Here is a 19229-nt window from a genome sequence, read left to right as displayed (position 1 = left end):
ATTATTTGGTGAAAAAGTGCCTTTGAAATAAGCACTTTTTCACTAAAGATATTATATGGAAATAAAAAAAATTAAGGGAAATACATTTTGTATTACTACTGGAATGACATACATACCATTTTATAAAATTAGTGAAAAAGAAATAATTATGTTGGATTCTGGATGGGCAAAAGGACAAAGACAAGGAATTGATGAACTACTGGAAAAGAACAGCTTTAAGGTGGTTGCTATAATATGCAGTCATGCTCATGTTGACCATATAGGTAACAATGCTTTCTTTAAAAATAAATTCAATTGTCTAATTGCAATGCCAGCCTATGAAGCTCTTGTTTGTAGTTCAGTTATAAATCTCAAGCTCTATTACAGTAACCAAACATTATCTGATGTTGCATTTCATTTTGGACATATGGTTTGTCAAACAGACATTATGATTTTTGATAATCAAAACTCAGTATATGTATGTGGAGTTGAATTTAAAATTCTTCATACACCAGGGCATAGTCCTTCACACATATGCATAACTACTCCAGATGACGTTGCATATGTTGGGGACGCACTTATAAGTCATGAAGTCATGAATAGCTCTAAAATGCCCTATGCCTATATACTCACAGAGGATTTATTAAGCAAAGCAAAACTTTATGACTTAAAATGCAGCAAATACATAGTGGCACATAAAGGTATATACAACGAAATTACTGGACTTATAACTGATAATATAAATTTCTATAAAAACAGAGCAAAAGCAATATATACTCTCATAGTAGGGGATATGACAATGCAAGATATTCTAAAGACTGTTATTGAAAATTTTAATATTAATATAAGCAATATATATAAATATACCCTAATAGAGCGAATGTTAAGGTCGTACGTTGAATATTTAAATGAAACAGGACTTATAGTTTTAAATATGGATAATGGATTTCTTAAATACTCAAAATCCTGAGAGATAATTTATAGTTTCTCAGGCTTAATCTATTTATAAAAGTTTAATATTAAACAATATTTAGATGCCTATATCTATGATATAATTTAATGTATAATTTACTGTATGATAAATGAGCATAAAAGGTTTGGTGATAAAAATGTATACTTTTGAAATGATATACTGATATTATATGTTTATACAATAAAAACTTAACAGAATATGGAGGAATAATAAAACTTATGAGAAAAAGTATAAAAATAATGATAATCTTACTATTAATAGTCGTTTTGGGAACTAGTGGACTTTATGCATATGTTAATTATAATACAAAAAAATGGACAAGTCTTGTATACCCAGGCGTTAAAATCGGTGAATTAGATATATCTGGAAAAACACTTGCGCAGGCAAAAGATATGGTAACTCAGAAATATCAATCCACTATGTTAAAGAAAAACGTAAATATTAAAACACCTCAGAAGACATATTCGTTAAATTTTGCAAAGATGAATGCAAAATATAATGTTGATGAGGTAGTTAATGAGGCTTTTAATTACGGCAAAAATTTATCGCTGTACGGAAAATATAAATTGATTAGAAAATCTGAAAGCAAGGTAATTACTATGAAATTTACCTATGATTCTAAACCTCTAACAGATCTAATTTCTAATATGAAAAAAGAAATTAATAGCACTCCTAAAAATGCAAGCATTTATATGAATGGTGATGCCTTCATTGTTACACCTGACACAAAAGGATCTACACTTATGGATGATAAACTAAAAAAGGAAATCTTAAGTAAAATAAATGGAGACGTAAACTCTGCGGATATTAGTGTAAGCGCAGATATTAAAACTACTTTAGCAACTGTAACGAAAGAAAAGCTTCAAACTGTTAACACAAAACTTTCAAGTTTTTCTTCTGATTTTAGTACTTCAGCATATGGTAGATCCACTAATATAACCCTTGCAACAAAAAGTATTAACGGAACTATCCTAATGCCTGGAGAAAGTTTTAGTTTCAACGACACTGTAGGTAAAAGAACAGCAGACAAAGGTTATCAGCCAGCACCAGTTGATATTGGTACCAAAGTAAGTTCCGATTATGGTGGCGGAATATGTCAAGTATCTACATCATTATATAATGCCATAATTAGGTCAAACATCAATTCTACTGAGAGGAACCATCATTCCATACCCTCAACTTATATACCACTAGGTATGGATGCAACAGTAGATTGGGGTAATTTAGACTACAAATTTACTAATACCTTAGGATATCCTGTTTTTATTGAGAGTATTGTGAGCAATAAGATACTAACTTTTAATGTTTATTCTAATTCAAGTTTAGCCAATAAGTCTTATACTCTTGTGAATGATATATATGCTGCTGTTCAACCTGGCCCTACTCAGTATATAGATGATGCTACTCTTCCTGTTGGTAGTATTGTTCAAGAACAATTTCCTTTGATTGGATATAAAGTAAGAACATATAAAAATACAATTCAAAATGGTAATGTAATTAATCATGAACTAATTTCAAATGATAGCTATCAGTTAAAAGCTGAGGTAATTAGGGTAGGTATAAAAAAAGTTAAGTGATCACCTATTCTAAAATTATTTGAAAAGGGTTCTGCCGCGCAAGATCAAAATGCATTAGAAAAAGTGAGAATTGATGGCAAAAAACTAGAAAGAACATTTAGATTAAGGAAAGAAATAGAGAAAAAACTTAAACACATATAAATTTGTATGTGTTTATTTTTTTAAAAAGAGGAATTTGGAAATATTTGGAGAATACTTCTTGTATATAATTAGGAGGCGCATACTATGATCTATGATGCATTTAAAATTGCTAAGAATTTAAATATAAGTAAAGTAACTGCATATGCTAAAATGAAACTACCTGAAGTAAAACCTTTTTTAATAACACACAATGGTAAAACCTGTGTAGATGAGAAAGGACTAGATGCAATTAAACAATCTCTAAAATATAATCAAACCGCCGAATCAGAAGTAGCAGCTACTGTAGTTGCATCTAACGTAGTAAATTTATTAAAGGAAGATATGATTGAAATACTTAAAAATGACATTGAATTTATTAAACAACAATTAAATGTAAAAGACGGACAACTCTATGATATTAATAAATTATTAGAAAATACACAGATCCTTTTTAAACAAGAACAAGAGAAAAATAAAATTGTATTATCCCTGCCTCAAACCATTAAAGAACACGATATTCAATTAATTGATACACTAAACCAGTCTCTTGAAAGACAAAGGACTAAAGCATTAGCAGAAGAAGTTCTCCATAGAAAAAAAGGAATCTTCCAAAGAATATTTGATAAATAAAATATATATGACCTTCCTCTAGGATAAGAGTATAATGTATGTATACAGTATGCTTTTTGCAAAAATAATAATAATTTTGTAATCATACTAAATCATTAGGAGGTAAATACATATGTTAAAACAAACAATAAAAGACGATATTATTAAATATATGAAAAGTAGGGATAAGATAAGACTAACTACTTTAAGAACTTTAATGGCTGACGTTAAAACTAAAGAAATGGATTCAAAGAAGGAGATTGAAGAAATAGACCTCGTAAGTATTATTGAAAAAACAATTAAACAATTACATGAAACTCTCGACTATGCAAAACAAGCTAGTAACACAGAAATCATATCTGAATCAGAAATATCTATTGAAATGCTTTCGGTTTATATGCCAAAGCAATTCACTGAAGATGAAGCAAAAGCAATCATCGCTGAGGTTATTGCTGAAAATGGTTTCAAGGGTAAAGGTGACATGGGAAAAGTTATGAAGGCTATTATGCCAAAGCTTAAAGGTAAGTATGATAGTAGAAAGGTAAATCCACTTGTAATTCAGTTACTTTCATAACTAATTTAGGGTAGTAATATTTATATTACTACCCTACTATTATTATGCAGCATCATTTATTCTAGAATATCATTATCTATTAATGCATCATTTGCTTTAATTATATTAAATTATTATTACTACCTAATTCTTTATTCAACTTCTTAAGTACTCTCTTTTCAATTCTAGAAATATATGACCTAGAAATCCCGAGTATTAATGCTATTTCCCTTTGAGTTCGAGGTTTACCATCAAGTAATCCATAACGCATTTGAATTATTACTTTTTCTCTATCCTTCAAAACTACATTTATCTTACTATAAAGCCTTTTAATTTGTATTTTATTCTCTACTATATCAATAATAGAATCTTCCTCACTACGTAATACATCCATAAGGGATACCTCTTTTCCCTCTTTATCCGTGCCAATAGGGTCTTGCAGATACACTTCCCCTTTTATTTTCTTGTTACTCCGAATTAACATGAGTATCTCGTTTTCTATGCACCTTGCAGCATAAGTCGCGAGCCTTATTCCCTTATTCATATTAAAGGAATCAATAGCTTTTATAAGTCCCACCGTTCCAATAGATATGAGATCATCTACATCCTTTCCCGGGTAGGAATATTTTTTTACTATATGTGCAACTAGTCTCAAATTTCGTTCAACTAATGTACCTTTAGCTAATAAATCACCCTCCGCAAACTTCGTTAAATAATATTTTTCCTCTTCCTCGCTTAGTGGTTGAGGAAATGAATTAGTACCAGTTATATAAGCTGTTAAAAATGTAACATTTCCTATCATATCTAATAAACAATTTATGAAAAACACAGATGTTCCTCCTACTAGAGCTTATAGATATAATATGATTAATTATTTGTTTTCATGTTTTTAATATTTAAATTTCGTTCTTTAATAAACTTATCTAAAGTTACTTATACTTGTAATTTCGCGAGCAAATTGTTTTGCAAGCTCTAGATCATCATCATTTGGTCTTCCTTTATGAAGTTTTAAGAATTCTCCCTTACAGTGAAATTCATTCTCATATACAAAAATATTTTTAGCTAATAGTAATTTCTTTATTTCTGGGTAAGCAGATTTTACAACTGCTGTTGTGCTAAATATTGCCACCTTCTTTACTGAACAATCTAATCCAAGTATAAACTTTTTTAATTTGTTATCAACTCCTGCCCAGTACATAGCCCCTCCTAAGAATAGAATGTCTGTATCACCTGTAACACCTTTTTCAATTGTCTCTGCAGCGACTCCTACTTCTTTAGCTATAGCATCTGCAATTTTTTTTGTATTTCCTGATTTAGATAAATATCTTATTTGTATATTCATTATAAAACTCCTTTTTATAATATTATAATTCTTAAAACGAAAAAAACATACTAAAATATTGCAACATACTTAGCTTTCTCTGCCTCATATGCATTTCTTTGAAAAAGTCCAAAATAAGTACTTTAGTTTGTATATTATAAACTTATTCATTTTTTACACTGATTGTATTTATTGCTTAACTTTGGTAATATAGTAAGTAGTCTTGCTTGTACAAGCTTGCCTGTGAAAAAGCAAATAATTATATTAAATTTTCACCACAAAATGTGGTGTTATATTATCAAGGTCTATCCCTTAGATAAAATTGTTGTAATTATATAACTTTTTTAAATAAAAGAAATGAGATGATGTTTACTAATGAAAACTCAAAGAAAAATGTTATTATTATTATCACTAATTGTACTAGTTTTATCATTTACAGCTTGTTCTAAAAAAGTTGCAACTAAAGCAGTACCTGCTACATCGGAAAAACAAACTACAACTGTAGACAGCAAAACAGCAGTGGCTACCACAAAACCCGCTTCCGTAGCCATATCCAATGATTTATATCAATATCAAGTATTAATAAATGGTATTGCATATTCTCTTCCAGCTGCATTTTCTACCTTCGAAAAAAATGGATGGGTAGGTGAAGATTTTCTTAAAAGTACGTTGGCACCAAATAAGTATAAGATAGTATACTTGAAAAAAGGTGAACAAACAATGATGATTAATATAGCAAATTTTGGAACAGATGTATTGCCACTTTCAAAATGTCATGTTGGTGCAATTACAATAGACTCAGAAAATGTAAAAAAGGGAACAACCATCTCCATTGCAAAAGGAATTACAATAGGTTCTACAAATGCTGAAGTAACTGCGGCATTTGGTAAAGCTTCAAGCCAATATAATGGAGATACTCGGATTAAACTAACTTATAAATCAGGTACCTATTCAAATTATGAAATTTCAATTGATACTAAAACTAAGAAAGTATATTCTATTAAGTTAGAAAATTTAGCACCACCTGCAAAAGCAGAAGCTAAATCAACTGATACAAACATTCCTGAAGCTGTTAAAAATTATAAAACGCCTTCAAGTGTAGGTAAAGATTTATTATCCTTCCAAGTTAAGTATGGCGGCAAATTCTATAAATTACCAGTACCTATTACTGAGCTAATAAAAAATGGTTGGGTACTTCAATCAACTAGTTCTAAAGTGATTCCAGCAAAATCCAGTGCCGTAGGCGTTGAATTAAGAAAAGACAATCAGGTGCTAAGAACTCAGATTAAAAACTATAGCGACAAGGGACAACCTCTAAAATACTGTTTTGCAACTTATATTGAATACTACAATAACGGTGCGGTGATTGATCTAGAATTACCAAAAGGAATTTCCCAGAAATCTACTCTAGCTCAAGTTACTGCCGCTTTTGGCAAGCCTACTAAAGTAGATTCAAGCCCAAGCTTCAAATATTATACATACGGAAAAATATTTGAGCAAGTTGTCTTTATGACTAAAGACGGTAAAATCGAAAAAATCGAAGTAAATTATGCACCAAAAGATCTGAATTAATATGAATAACACTAAATACTAAAAACAGCTATATAACGGGGGTAGTTCACACTTTGAACTGCCCCCACTCTTTTTAAATTATCTCTACTATTAATATTTTTATTTCTCCACAGGTAACGTAAATATAAAATTACTCCCCTTATCAACTTCACTTTCACAATAAATTGTTCCATCATGAGCTTCTACAATTCCCTTTGCTATAGAAAGCCCTATACCCGAACTCAAAAACTCTGTATCATAGGCACTTATTTTGACAAACTTTTCAAATATTTTCTCATGGTATTCTCTAGGAATTCCTTTACCGTTGTCTTTAACAAAAACTTTCATTTTTTGGCCATCTATAACTGCACCTATAATTATTTTTCCACCAGAATCAGTGTATTTAATAGCATTAGAAACTAGATTATTTAATACCCAAGTTATTTTCTCTTTATCTACAATTACATTAGGTAAATTACTTTCTATACTATTGTATAAAGTAATTCCGATGTTTTTTGCCTGGGTCTCATAATTTTTAATACAATTACTTGCAATCTCAGCTATAGAATATGCTTTTATATTATATACTGCTTGATCCGACTGTATTTTTGAAAGTTTTAGAAGATCACTAACTAGATCTGTAAGCTTTTCAGTCTCTTCTTTTATAGTATCTAAAAGTTCTTCTTGTTTTTTGTTTATAACTCCTACATTTTTCTCAAGTATTAAGCCTACCCCCATCATAATTGAAGTAAGTGGCGTCTTAAATTCATGAGAAATAGTTGCTATAAAATCTGTACGTACTTTTTCTAGCGCCTTATATTCTGTTATGTTTTTTAAAAGTACCACTATAGCATTAATTTTATTCTCTTTATCATAAACTACAGTTACTATAATATTAAAAAAATAAGTTCTATCATTTACCTTAAGACTAATTATCTTTTCAGTAATAGGAGCCTTATTATCCACAACACAAAAAATATAATCATATAATTCCATATTTCTAATAGTCTCTAAAAAATGACTATTAATTATATTTTGTTCTAATACTCCAAAAATGTTTTCACCAGAATCATTTAGTAATTGAATTTTATAACTAGCATCTAGAACTATTAATGGATCTGTTATACTTTTTACAATTGCAATAGATTTATTTCTCTCAGAAAGTAACTTACCAGTTGTGCTCTGCTCAAATTCATAAAGCCTATTTGTCATATTGTTAAATTCCATTGCAAGCATTCCAATTTCATCCTCATTTATCACAGGTGCTTGTTTATTAATTTCTCCTTGTTTAACTGATTTTATAGTCTCAGTGAGTAGATATATAGGTTTTAAAGACTTATTTGTAAATATAAGTGATATTATTAATCCTATAATTGCAGCTATGGAGGAAATTAATAATATAAAATGCATTGCATTTAATGCATTACTTTTTGCATTGTCTCTTCCTTTAAACATAGCTTTCTCATTAAGTTTTGCTAAAATTCCTAAATCGGCTTTAACCTTAACTACAGAAGGATAAATTTTAGAATTATAAAATTTTATATTATCCTGGCTTGTGTGAGAAGTTTGATATTCGTGAAATTTTGAGAAAGTCTTAACAAACAGAAGATAGTCCTCACTTATTCTATTAGTATTATTAGCTTCACCAACTTCAGTTATATTGGTTTTTGCAACATTAAGCCACTTATAAAATTCTTCATTATTATTATAAATAATATCTATTGTACTTTTATTTTCAAAAGCAATATATCTAAGAATTGTCTTATCCTGGATTTCAATAACCTCAGTCATTTTAGTTGAAGCATCAATACTCTTGTAATTATTTGTTATTAATCCATCTATCTTTCCACCTACCCTGTATATGTTAAAGCTTGAGAGTAGTCCAATCATTACTATAACTAAAACTAAAAACACATTAATAGTTACAATTTTGCTTTTTAATGTTTTAATAAAACACGCCCCCTTAAATTCAATATATCTTGTAATTATATTTTAGTGAACGGGATCTGCAACCACAAGCACATCAATATATTTGGTATCTCTCATTATTGTTCTAACAATTGACCCCCTTAAAATCTCATGAAATCTAGTTCTAGCAGATGGGCCTATAATTATCTGGGTTATATTATTACAAGTTGCGAACTCAATAATAGGTCTTTCACGATGTTTTGATCTTTCCACCTTAAGTTCCACATCAAGCTTCTCACATAATTTCTTTAATTCTTCTAATTTCTTTGACTCTTCTATTCCATGATTATAAGGTTTACTTACAGTTAGCACATAAAATTCTGCTTTTAACATTTTTGCCATTCTATAACCGCGCCTAATTAAGTATTCTGCATTAAAATTAAGATTAACACATACTAATATTTTTTCTTGCGCTCCTATTAATCCAGCTACCTTCTTTTTATTCTTGTATATTACAAGTTTTTCATCCACTTCATTTGCAACTTCTCTTAAAGTAAGTTCTCTTAATGCAGTTAAATTCCCTATTCTAAAAAAGTTATGAAGTGCATCCTCAATTTTATCCTCTGAATAAACTTTTCCGTCCTGTATTCGCCCGCGAAGTGCATCAGGAGATACATCTACAACTTCAATTTCATCTGCAATGTCAATAATTTTATCTGGCAACGTTTCTTTAACCTTAATTCCAGTCATTCTACTAACATGATCATTTAGACTTTCTAAATGCTGAATATTAACTGCGGTCATTACATTTATGCCATTATCTAATATTTCTAGAACATCTTCAAAACGCTTTTTATTTCTAGATGTAGGCACATTAGTATGTGCTAACTCATCTATTATAACAAACTCTGGTTTTCGTGCTATAACTCCATCGATATCAAGTTCTTTTAGATTAATTCCTTTATATTTTATTTCTTTTAAAGGAAGAATCTCTAAATGTCCTATTTGTTCTTCTGTTCCCACTCTTCCATAAGTTTCTATTATACCTATGATAATATCTATATTACTTTTTTTCATATCATTAGCATCATGGAGCATTTGATAACTCTTGCCCACACCTGGAGCTCCACCAATATATATTTTTAATTTCCCTCTGGTTTCTTTTTCATAAGCCTCCATCCACTATCACATCCTAAATATATTTTCATTATCACTGTAATTTCTATATAATCATTATATTATTTTAAAATAGTTCGTAAATGTTATTAAATAATTCTGCTTCATCAAATTTATTTAAGTTCTTATTTACCTCACTTATTAAATGATAAATTTCTTTATTATAAGGATTTATTCCGAGTACTATTTTTAAAGTATTATGAGCCTCCTCAAATTCTCCCTCTTCAAGCAACTTTTTTGATTTTGCTATTAATATCTTTTCTTCTTCTAAATCTTTTGGACTTTCAACAAAACTTTTATCAAGGTTTTCGTTTGAATTAAATATTTCTTCTAAAACAGAAGTAACTCTATCAGGCGAAAATGGTTTTTGAAGGTAAGCTACAGCTCCAAGTTTAGTACAATCAACAGCATTTTTCACTGTAGCAAATGCAGTCATAACAATAACAGGGCAATTAAAACCCATATCGCGAATTATCTTTAAAACCTCAGTTCCACTCATTTCCGGCATTCTTATATCTAAAAATATTATATCAATACTTTGCTTTTCTTCTTTTAATATATCTATAGCTGATTTACCAGCATCCGCAGTAAGAACTTTATAACCTTTTAGTTCAAGACATGTGGTTAATAACATTCTTATATTTTTTGTATCATCTATTACCAAAACCTTTTTCATACTATTCACCTACCTCATTAATTTTATTGTTCATATAAATTTAAGATTGTACTAAAATAATTACACTAATTAAATTTCACCTATAACAATTGGAGTCTTTCCTTTTGAATGTAGTTAAAGCCAGACTGTTTAGTTCTCCAGCCTGACTTCTTAATTACCTTAATATCATCTTTTACATTATATAATAGATTTCTTTCTTTTTAAAGTGTGCCTTTGCTTCTTAATATATTTGCTATATCTAAATTAGCTTTTAATACATTCACCCTTGGTTCTCCAAATATCCCTAGGGTTCTTCCTTCTGTATTTTTCGTTATAATATTATTTAAATCAGTTGTACTAATATTAGTAGCCTTGGCAACAGCTGCTACCTGTATCTTAGCAGACTCTGGACTAATATTAGGATCAAGTCCTGAAGCAGAACTTGTTAGTAAATCAGTAGGTACATCTCCTGCTTTTAAACCAGGATGACTTTTCAAAAAATCATCCATATCTTTTTTTACTCTATCCATTAAAACAGGATTTGATGGGCCAAGATTAGAAGACCCAGAAGTTACACCTGTATATGCAATATTCCCTTTACTATCAGGCTTCAAATCTGCTTTTGTATAGGTATTATAATTAGAATTTGAAACTCTAGAGCGAAAAAATCTTTCATCAGTAAAACTTTGCCCTATAAGCCCTGAGCCAACCTCTTTCCCATTAAGGCTAACCATACTTCCATTAGCCTTGTTGTTGAATAACACTTGACTTATTCCAGTCATAGCTAGAGGATATATTAAACCACATAGAGCAAAGAGTACCACACTTAATAATACTGATTTTTTTAACATATCTTTCATTTCTATCTCTCCTCATATAAAACCTAAGATTAACCTAAGTTTAGAATTCTAAGCAATGGTGTAACTGCTAAATCCAATATTTTAATTCCTACAAAAGGAGCAACAAGTCCACCTAATCCATAAATCAAAAGATTTCTGCGAAGCAGATCTTCTGATTTCATTGGTGTGTATTTAACACCTTTCATTGCAATAGGAATTAATGCTGGGATTATTATAGCATTAAATATTAATGCAGATAGTATGGCACTATGAGGCGTTGATAGTCTCATAACATTAAGTACATTCATTCTTGGTATGCCAGCTGCAAACATAGCAGGAATAATTGCAAAGTATTTTGCTACATCATTTGCTATACTAAAAGTAGTTAATGCACCTCTTGTTATAAGGAGTTGTTTACCAATTTCTACAACCTCTAATATTTTTGTAGGATCTGAATCAAGATCAACCATATTTGCAGCTTCTTTAGCTGCTGTAGTTCCACTATTCATTGCAATTCCTACATCTGCCATCGCTAGTGCTGGTGCATCATTTGTTCCGTCTCCTGTCATAGCAACAAGCTTACCTAAATCCTGTTCTTTTTTAATTACAGCAATTTTATCTTCTGGCTTGCATTCTGCTACAAAATCATCTACACCAGCTTCCCTAGCTATAGTTGCTGCAGTAAGAGGATTATCTCCAGTACACATAATAGTTTTAATACCCATTTCCCGAAGTCTTGCAAACCTTGCTGTAAGACCAGGTTTTACAGTATCTTTTAAATAAATAACACCGAATACTTCATTTCCTACGCAAACGGTAAGTGGTGTACCACCAGCACTAGCAACTCTTATTACAGCAGCTTCTAAATCTGTAGGAGCTTTTCCATTGATTTTCTCCACATATTTAATTATAGAATCTGATGCACCTTTTCGAATTTGAACTCCATTTGATAGGTTCATACCGCTCATTCTTGTCTGCGCCGTAAACTCTACAAATTCAGCATCATTATAATCATCTTCATTAATTGAAACTCCTTGTTTTTTTGCAAGTTCAATTACTGACTTACCTTCTGGAGTTGTATCTTTTATTGATGAAATTAAAGATTGAAATCTAAGATCTTCTAAAGTATGTCTTCCCACAGGTATAAATTCAGCTGCAAGTCTGTTACCATAAGTTATTGTTCCAGTTTTATCAAGAATCATTGTATCTACATCTCCACAAGCCTCGACAGCTTTACCAGACATTGCGATTACGTTAAATCTTGTAACCCTGTCCATTCCGGCTATTCCAATTGCTGAGAGAAGTCCTCCAATAGTTGTAGGAATCAAACACACAAGCAATGCAATAAGCGTAGATACTTGCAACGTAACTTTAGAGTAGTTAGCCATAGGATATAAAGTTACTATAACAATTAAAAATATTATTGTTAAAGCTACAAGTAGCGTACTTAACGCAATTTCATTTGGTGTCTTTTTTCTTGAAGCACCTTCAACAAGTTTAATCATCTTATCTAAAAATGACTCTCCCGGAGTTACTGTTATTTCAACTTTAAGCCAATCACTGACAACCTTTGTTCCTCCTGTTACTGATCCAAAGTCACCACCTGATTCCTTAAGTACAGGAGCCGATTCTCCAGTAATTGCAGATTCATCGACTGATGCAAGCCCCTCAATTACTTCTCCATCATTAGGAATAAAATCACCAGTCTCAACAAGAACTATATCTCCTTTTTTTAATTGGGCAGCACTTACTACTTTAAAATTTCCTTTAGAATCAAGTAACTTTGCCATAGCATCTGTACGAGCTTTCTTCAAACTTTCAGCTTGAGCTTTTCCACGTCCTTCAGCCACTGCTTCAGCAAAATTTGCAAACAGAACTGTAACTAATAATATAAAGGATACCAGTCCATTATAAGCTCTAATATTTTGTCCTTTATCGCCAAATATATATGGGAAAAAGGTCAAAAATAAAGTTACCAAAAAACCAATCTCAACTACAAACATAACAGGATTTTTCATCATGTATTTGGGGTTTAGTTTTATAAAAGCGCCCTTAGTAGCCTCTTTAAGTATATCTCCAGTTATAATTTTTTTCTTACTCATAATATATCTACACCCCTTCCTAATGACCCAGCATTAAATGTTCTGCTATAGGTCCAAGCGCAAGTGCTGGCAAAAATGTCAAAGCACCTATTATTATTACAACACTAATTAAAATCACTACAAATATGCTATTATCTGTTCTAAATGTAGCCATAGTTTCAGGAACAGCATGTTTAGATGCTAAAGAGCCTGCAACAGCGAGTAGTATTATTATTGATAAATATCTTCCAAGGAGCATTACAATACCCGTTGTAGTATTCGCAAACATTGTGTTTCCATTAAAACCTGCAAATGCTGAACCGTTATTGGCCGCCGAGGATGTAAATTGATAAACTGTTTCAGTTAGTCCATGAAAGCCGGGATTTGCTATTGAGCTAAGTCCCATTTTTGTTGAAAGTGCCACAGCCGATGGAAATAATATTATAAGTGGATGCACTAGTATTGCAAGTGCAATCAATTTTATCTCTTTACCTTCTATTTTCTTACCTAAAAATTCAGGTGTCCGTCCAACCATTAACCCTGCAATAAATACTGTAATTATTGCATACATCATCATATTCATAAAACCTACACCCTTACCACCGAAAACAACATTAAGCATCATATTCCATAATGGTACAAGTCCTCCCAGGGGCATTAGTGAATCGTGCATAGTATTTACAGTTCCAGTGGTAAAAGCAGTTGTAATAGTAGTAAATAATGCTGATGCTGCGATGCCAAATCTAACCTCTTTACCCTCCATATTACCCATAACTTGACTTAACCCTACTTTAGCTAAGTTCGGATTTCCAGCTTTTTCTGACATGTATATAATCGGAATCATCATTACAAGTAAGACACCCATTGTAATAAAAATCATCCAACTTTGTTTTTTATTTTTAAGCATTAATCCAAAGGCAATAACTAATGCTCCAGGTAAAACCATCATTGAAAGTAATTCAACTAAATTTGAAAATGGAGTTGGATTTTCAAAAGGATGTGCAGAGTTTGCATTAAAGAACCCTCCACCATTTGTTCCTATATGCTTTATTGATTCAAGGGATGCAACTGGTCCCATTGCGATATCTTGATATTTACTTTCTATTGTTGTTATAGTTTTATTTGGGGCAAGAGTTTGAGGTACTCCTTGCGATACTAAAATCACTGTAACAAATATTGATAATGGAAGTAAAATTCTTGTAATTATTCTTGTCATATCTACGAAAAAATTTCCAAGTGTTTTTTTTCTGCCAATAATTCCTCTCATAAATGCACCTGCAGCAGCAAAACCAGTAGATGCAGATGTAAACATTAAAAAGGTCATTACTACCATCTGACTTAAATAAGATACTCCTGATTCTCCAGCATAACCTTGTAGATTAGTATTTGTTATAAAACTTATAGCTGTATTAAACGATAAATCTGGCTTCATTGCTGTTATATTATTAGGATTTAGAAAGTGTAGACTTTGTATCCTTAAAATAATATAAGCACATAAACACATTACTGCATTTGATATTATTATTGCTAAGACATATGTTTTCCAGGTCATTTCATTGTGATTTATTCCTGTTACTTTAAAAATTAAATTATCAACTTTGTTAAGAAATGGATCAACAAAGCTTTTTTCCCCACTTAGAACGTTACAGACATATCTTCCTAAAGGAATAACAATTAAAACGAAAATAATTAACGGTATAATAATTTGCATAACATCCATTTAATAGACCTCCTTGTGAAATGTCGTTAAAATTTTTCAGGATTGAAAAGAGCATAAAATAAATAAAGAAACAGCATTATTATAATTATTATTAACCCAACCATATATATCCTCCCTTAATAAAACTAAATCTTTTAATTTTTGCTATTTACTGCAATATCGCATAAAGAGATTATAATCCCTATTAGGATTTTACTACAGCTTTGATAACGCTCGCTTAGAATGTTCTTGCATCCATTTATGCTCATTTAGACAAGCTATATACTTTGCTCATAGTTCTAACTCGATTATTGACGATTTTCCTTGCTATTACTTTTATTATTTAATTTTGAAATTAATTAAATGCAATAAATAAAAAAATAGGACAGGCAAGATATTTCTCTTTTGCCTGTCTATCTAATATATCTATGTATAAAAAACATATTTTAATAATTCTATACTAACTAAGTTTATATAACATCATGTATGATAACTATAAAACATTACATTTCTTCGTTTTTTTGTTATACTATTATTGGAGCTGTGCAAACTAACTCTACAATAAGCTTACAAGGAGATTAATATAATGAAAGATTTTGCATTTATATCTGATTTTGATGGAACCCTTACTAAAAAAGATTTTTATAAAATATTATCTGATCTGTATTATAAAGAAGAACTTTCACCCATATTTAAATCTTGGAAAAATGGAGAAATGAAGGATAGAGAATATTTAAACTATGTTTTTAATAACGTTCATAGAAACGAAGAAGAGCTTCTCGAAGATATTTTAAATATTGCCTTTGATCCTACAGCTATTCCTTTCATTGATGAGGTTAAAGCTGCCGGTGGAGATTTTATTATTATAAGCGCAGGAACAAATTATTACATAGATAAGGTACTTGAAAAAAACCATATAGAAGGAGTAGATGTTTATGCAAATAAAAGTGTTTTCAAAGATAATGGAATTCACTTTGATTTAGATGAGCATGATGAATTTTACTCAGACTTATATGGCATTGATAAATCAATTGTATTAAAGAAATTAAGAATTAATTATAAAAAAATATTTTATGCTGGAGATAGTACTCCCGATCTTAAACCTGCATTAGAAGCAGATGTTGTTTTTGCTAAAGGGAAATTAGTAAATCTTCTAAAAGAAAAAAACAAAGATTTTATAGAATTTGAAAATTTCTCAGAAATTTGGGATAAGTTAAAGATACACTTATAAAAAATACACTTATTTACTTAACATTTTGCTTAAGTAAATAAGTGTATTTTATTTTAAATTTTCCGCATTATTAAACTATGTAAACTTCTCTTAACCTCTTAATTTCTTTTGCATGACCTTCTAATTCATTAGGTGTTTCTAAATAAAATGGTAAATGGCGCAGCTTCGGATGATTAATAATTCTAGTAATCGCCTCTATTCCAATAGATCCTTCGCCTATTGTTTCATGACGATCTTTATGACTTTCAAATGGGTTTTTACTATCATTTAAATGAATTGCATATAACTTATCAAGGCCTATAATTTTATCAAATTCATTTATGACCCCATCTAAATTATTAACTATGTCATAACCAGCATCATATACATGGCATGTATCAAGGCATACTCCCATTTTTTCATGTAATGTAACTCCATCAAGTATTTGTTTTAATTCCTCAAAAGTCCTACCTATTTCTGTTCCTTTACCAGCCATTGTTTCAAGAAGTACAGTAGTTGTTTGTTCTGGCTTTAGTATAGAATTTAGCATATTTATAATATATTCTATTCCAATCTGCGTGCCTTGTTTTACATGACTTCCCGGATGGAAATTATAAAAGCTATTTGGGAAAAATTCCATTCTTTTTAAATCATCTTCCATAATCATCACCGCAAAATCTCTTGTTTTCGCATCAGCAGAACATGCATTTAATGTGTATGGAGCATGTGCTAAAATTGTAGCAAATTTATTTTCTTTTAGTATTTCAAGAAGCGCCGCTACATCACTTGGATCAATATCTTTTGCTTTACTACCTCTTGGATTTCTAGTGAAAAACTGGAATGTATTTGCTCCTATGCTAAGAGCATCTTCCCCCATAGCCTTATAACCTTTAGATACCGATAAATGACAACCTATATTTAACATACTTATTCCTCCAATAAAAACTGTATTTTTATTTACTTATCCCCTCCACTACTTAAATATATTTTACCCTATTCTACAATAATTAAGTCTTTTGTATAATGGTTTAATACCTCACAACCATCCTTGGTAACTATTACTAAATCTTCAATACGAACGCCAACGTCACCCGGAAGATAAATCCCTGGCTCAATCGAAAAAATTTGTCCTACCTGAACTTTATCAGTATTCGCAGCGGAAACATCTCCAAAGTCATGTACTTCTATTCCTATTGAATGTCCTAATCTATGTGTGAAATATTTTCCATAGCCTTTTTCTGTAATATATTCTCTAGCTGCAGCATCGATATCACAAAATCTAACTCCCGCTTTAACTTTCTCAATTCCTCTTTTATTTGCTTCCTTAACAATGTTGTAAACTTCTCTACTGTGATCTGATACTGTTTTATAAAAAACAGTCCTAGTCATATCCGAGCAATACGAATTCATTTTGCATCCGATATCAATAACTATACTGTCACCTTCTTTAACTGTTGACTCATCCATTTCATGATGAGGGTCAGCAGCATTTGCACCATAACCTATAATTGGATCAAATGAATGTCCCTGTGTGCCCATATCATCCCATATATCTGAAAGTAACTTTCCCATCTTTTTTTCAGAATATTTTTTAGGAATAAGTTTTATCATTTTATCAACAGCAGTATCATTTAGTTTTGACGCTACTCTCATTAAATCTTTTTCATTCTCATCCTTACACATTCTCACCCTATCTAAAATCTCAGATCCATTAACAAATGTGCTACCGCCTTTGAGCTTCATTAGTTTTATTAAGAAATGAGCTGGCCAATTTTTATCTATACCCATTGGCGCCTCTTTATCAATGTTTTTTGCAAGAATTTCTACTGGACTCTGAGTATCGTTAAACCATATTTTTTCTACCCCTAAATCTTCATCTATAGGGAATAACTCATTAATAAACAATTTATTTTGTCCATCTAAATTAATATAGAGCACAAGCATTCTCTCTCCAGATAAAATCCATTTCCCTGTAAGATAAAATATAGCCGCAGGATCAGAAACTATCATTTGAGGTATTTTTTCTTTCGCCATAATTTTCAAAACTTTGTTAAGTCTTTCATTTAACATTAAAATCCCTCCTAATATTGTGTTGTCCTGCTTTCAATTTATCATAAAATTTAAATAATGTACATGGTTTTTCATATATTTAAATGAACTCATTTCAAACAAAAAAGGCCCTGATAAGCCTTCTCTACTTTTAGTGAACTTATATTAAGATAATTTAATGTCTATTTTAATTTCTCCATTTACCAAACAGTAGGCTATATCCTCTTCAACCTTTATATATACATCTAAAGTCTTAAGTTCTGTAATCTTATGAGATTTTGTCCATTCTTTATATACTTCTTCTAGTATTGTTCCTTTTGAAATCTCTTTACCCTGATATTGGACATAGAAACCAACATCAATTTTCTTAGCTATCGTTCTTTTGGCTGCTGTCTTTTTTGCAGCAGTAGTTACCTTCGTGGCTTGTGATTTAACATTTTTTGCAATATCTTTTACCACACTAATAGTCTTTTCAACATTTTCTTTTGTGGCATCAGACACTATTGTTATTGCCTCTTCTGTTCCCACACTAATAACTTTTTTAGTAGAATCTAAAGTATTATCTTTTTCCATATTATTTACCCCCATTTATAAAAAATTTTATATGTTACTTACTATATTCGATATTTTTTTTCTAAACCCTTTTTTTAGGAGAATATTATAAATATTATGTTATAAATCGATGTAATTCATTACTTTCCACTATAAATTTTTTATGTTTAGTTTACACTCACACTTGATAAAATGTGGAATATATTAAAGTAGAACTATAACTTAATTAATTTCACAATTATGCATTAGGAATTACATTGCCTCTATGTGATGGTATAATGCTAAGCTAGCCTAATACTTAAGTTAAAGTATAAGATTCTTATTAGAGTACCCAATTAATTTACTTTAGTAGACTCTTAAACTTTTACTTACTAAAT

At 30.5% G+C, this 19229-nt stretch carries 18 protein-coding genes; 6 read left to right on the top strand and 12 right to left on the bottom strand.

Going from position 1 to position 19229, the window contains the following annotated elements; all coding sequences use genetic code 11:
• The first annotated feature begins 55 nt into the window (after window positions 1-55).
• The 4 genes from LL038_RS24515 (at window position 56) to LL038_RS24500 (ending at window position 3832) form a co-directional block, all read left to right on the top strand.
• On the top strand, window positions 56-949 hold the full coding sequence (locus LL038_RS24515) for an MBL fold metallo-hydrolase (protein WP_216123919.1): 894 nt from the start codon (window positions 56-58) through the stop codon (window positions 947-949).
• A gap of 221 nt (window positions 950-1170) precedes the next feature.
• Window positions 1171-2529 (top strand): VanW family protein, encoded by a 1359-nt coding sequence (locus LL038_RS24510; RefSeq protein ID WP_216123923.1) that lies wholly within the window; start codon window positions 1171-1173, stop codon window positions 2527-2529.
• Between the two features lie 225 nt (window positions 2530-2754).
• Window positions 2755-3279 (top strand): hypothetical protein, encoded by a 525-nt coding sequence (locus LL038_RS24505; RefSeq protein WP_216123925.1) that lies wholly within the window; start codon window positions 2755-2757, stop codon window positions 3277-3279.
• 112 nt (window positions 3280-3391) lie between these two features.
• Window positions 3392-3832: a GatB/YqeY domain-containing protein gene (locus LL038_RS24500; RefSeq protein WP_216123927.1), complete on the top strand. Its 441-nt coding sequence runs from the start codon at window positions 3392-3394 to the stop codon at window positions 3830-3832.
• 100 nt (window positions 3833-3932) lie between these two features.
• Here LL038_RS24500 and sigK read toward each other — a convergent pair whose 3' ends face one another.
• Both sigK and LL038_RS24490 read right to left on the bottom strand, forming a co-directional pair.
• A complete protein-coding gene (gene sigK / locus LL038_RS24495; protein ID WP_216123929.1) occupies window positions 3933-4640 on the bottom strand; it encodes an RNA polymerase sporulation sigma factor SigK in 708 nt (235 codons plus the stop codon).
• Between the two features lie 90 nt (window positions 4641-4730).
• Window positions 4731-5153 (bottom strand): flavodoxin family protein, encoded by a 423-nt coding sequence (locus LL038_RS24490; RefSeq protein ID WP_216123931.1) that lies wholly within the window; start codon window positions 5151-5153, stop codon window positions 4731-4733.
• Between the two features lie 354 nt (window positions 5154-5507).
• Between LL038_RS24490 and LL038_RS24485 the strand changes: the two genes are divergently transcribed.
• Window positions 5508-6704 carry a hypothetical protein gene (locus tag LL038_RS24485; protein ID WP_216123933.1) on the top strand — a complete coding sequence of 399 codons (1197 nt, stop codon included), beginning with the start codon at window positions 5508-5510 and terminating at the stop codon, window positions 6702-6704.
• Between the two features lie 99 nt (window positions 6705-6803).
• On the opposite strand, the gene LL038_RS24480 is transcribed toward LL038_RS24485, so the two are convergent.
• From LL038_RS24480 to kdpF, 7 genes are all read right to left on the bottom strand, one after another.
• Window positions 6804-8597 (bottom strand): HAMP domain-containing sensor histidine kinase, encoded by a 1794-nt coding sequence (locus tag LL038_RS24480; RefSeq protein WP_216123940.1) that lies wholly within the window; start codon window positions 8595-8597, stop codon window positions 6804-6806.
• A gap of 78 nt (window positions 8598-8675) precedes the next feature.
• Window positions 8676-9770 (bottom strand): universal stress protein, encoded by a 1095-nt coding sequence (locus tag LL038_RS24475; RefSeq protein ID WP_216123942.1) that lies wholly within the window; start codon window positions 9768-9770, stop codon window positions 8676-8678.
• Window positions 9771-9834: 64 nt separating this feature from the next.
• Complete coding sequence (locus LL038_RS24470; protein ID WP_216123943.1) at window positions 9835-10443, bottom strand: response regulator; 609 nt, start codon at window positions 10441-10443, stop codon at window positions 9835-9837.
• 200 nt (window positions 10444-10643) lie between these two features.
• Window positions 10644-11282 carry a potassium-transporting ATPase subunit KdpC gene (gene kdpC / locus LL038_RS24465; protein WP_216123944.1) on the bottom strand — a complete coding sequence of 213 codons (639 nt, stop codon included), beginning with the start codon at window positions 11280-11282 and terminating at the stop codon, window positions 10644-10646.
• Between the two features lie 29 nt (window positions 11283-11311).
• Entirely contained in the window at window positions 11312-13366 is a 2055-nt protein-coding gene (kdpB, locus tag LL038_RS24460) for a potassium-transporting ATPase subunit KdpB (RefSeq protein WP_216124074.1), read from the bottom strand.
• Between the two features lie 16 nt (window positions 13367-13382).
• Entirely contained in the window at window positions 13383-15062 is a 1680-nt protein-coding gene (gene kdpA, locus LL038_RS24455; RefSeq protein ID WP_216123945.1) for a potassium-transporting ATPase subunit KdpA, read from the bottom strand.
• A gap of 26 nt (window positions 15063-15088) precedes the next feature.
• Entirely contained in the window at window positions 15089-15166 is a 78-nt protein-coding gene (kdpF, locus tag LL038_RS25760) for a K(+)-transporting ATPase subunit F (RefSeq protein ID WP_216124075.1), read from the bottom strand.
• Window positions 15167-15627: 461 nt separating this feature from the next.
• Here kdpF and LL038_RS24450 point away from each other — a divergent pair, with 461 nt between their 5' ends.
• Window positions 15628-16272, top strand: coding sequence for an MtnX-like HAD-IB family phosphatase (locus LL038_RS24450; protein ID WP_216123946.1), 645 nt, complete (start codon window positions 15628-15630; stop codon window positions 16270-16272).
• Window positions 16273-16342: 70 nt separating this feature from the next.
• Here LL038_RS24450 and LL038_RS24445 read toward each other — a convergent pair whose 3' ends face one another.
• The 3 genes from LL038_RS24445 to LL038_RS24435 form a co-directional block, all read right to left on the bottom strand.
• Complete coding sequence (locus LL038_RS24445; RefSeq protein WP_216123947.1) at window positions 16343-17176, bottom strand: deoxyribonuclease IV; 834 nt, start codon at window positions 17174-17176, stop codon at window positions 16343-16345.
• 68 nt (window positions 17177-17244) lie between these two features.
• Window positions 17245-18321, bottom strand: a complete 1077-nt coding sequence (locus tag LL038_RS24440) for a M24 family metallopeptidase (RefSeq protein WP_216123949.1) — start codon at window positions 18319-18321, stop codon at window positions 17245-17247.
• A 144-nt stretch (window positions 18322-18465) separates the two neighbouring features.
• Window positions 18466-18873 (bottom strand): DUF6465 family protein, encoded by a 408-nt coding sequence (locus tag LL038_RS24435; RefSeq protein ID WP_216123951.1) that lies wholly within the window; start codon window positions 18871-18873, stop codon window positions 18466-18468.
• Window positions 18874-19229 lie beyond the last annotated feature (356 nt).

It is taken from the genome of Clostridium estertheticum (assembly GCF_026650985.1).
GTDB classification, from domain to species: Bacteria; Bacillota; Clostridia; order Clostridiales; family Clostridiaceae; genus Clostridium_AD; species Clostridium_AD estertheticum_C.
Note: the sequence above shows the minus strand (reverse complement) of the source record. Positions and strands in the feature narration are given on the sequence as shown.

Excerpts from the sequence above, each read along its gene's own strand:
- LL038_RS24515 (WP_216123919.1), top strand. The coding sequence starts at position 56 with ATGGAAATAAAAAAAATTAAGGGAAATACATTTTGTATTACTACTGGA.
- LL038_RS24440 (WP_216123949.1), bottom strand. The coding sequence starts at position 18,321 with ATGTTAAATGAAAGACTTAACAAAGTTTTGAAAATTATGGCGAAAGAA.
- LL038_RS24450 (WP_216123946.1), top strand. The coding sequence starts at position 15,628 with ATGAAAGATTTTGCATTTATATCTGATTTTGATGGAACCCTTACTAAA.
- kdpA (WP_216123945.1), bottom strand. The coding sequence starts at position 15,062 with ATGGATGTTATGCAAATTATTATACCGTTAATTATTTTCGTTTTAATT.
- kdpC (WP_216123944.1), bottom strand. The coding sequence starts at position 11,282 with ATGAAAGATATGTTAAAAAAATCAGTATTATTAAGTGTGGTACTCTTT.
- LL038_RS24475 (WP_216123942.1), bottom strand. The coding sequence starts at position 9,770 with ATGGAGGCTTATGAAAAAGAAACCAGAGGGAAATTAAAAATATATATT.
- LL038_RS24470 (WP_216123943.1), bottom strand. The coding sequence starts at position 10,443 with ATGAAAAAGGTTTTGGTAATAGATGATACAAAAAATATAAGAATGTTA.
- LL038_RS24445 (WP_216123947.1), bottom strand. The coding sequence starts at position 17,176 with ATGTTAAATATAGGTTGTCATTTATCGGTATCTAAAGGTTATAAGGCT.
- LL038_RS24500 (WP_216123927.1), top strand. The coding sequence starts at position 3,392 with ATGTTAAAACAAACAATAAAAGACGATATTATTAAATATATGAAAAGT.
- LL038_RS24510 (WP_216123923.1), top strand. The coding sequence starts at position 1,171 with ATGAGAAAAAGTATAAAAATAATGATAATCTTACTATTAATAGTCGTT.
- LL038_RS24505 (WP_216123925.1), top strand. The coding sequence starts at position 2,755 with ATGATCTATGATGCATTTAAAATTGCTAAGAATTTAAATATAAGTAAA.
- LL038_RS24435 (WP_216123951.1), bottom strand. The coding sequence starts at position 18,873 with ATGGAAAAAGATAATACTTTAGATTCTACTAAAAAAGTTATTAGTGTG.
- kdpF (WP_216124075.1), bottom strand. The coding sequence starts at position 15,166 with ATGGTTGGGTTAATAATAATTATAATAATGCTGTTTCTTTATTTATTT.
- LL038_RS24485 (WP_216123933.1), top strand. The coding sequence starts at position 5,508 with ATGAAAACTCAAAGAAAAATGTTATTATTATTATCACTAATTGTACTA.
- LL038_RS24490 (WP_216123931.1), bottom strand. The coding sequence starts at position 5,153 with ATGAATATACAAATAAGATATTTATCTAAATCAGGAAATACAAAAAAA.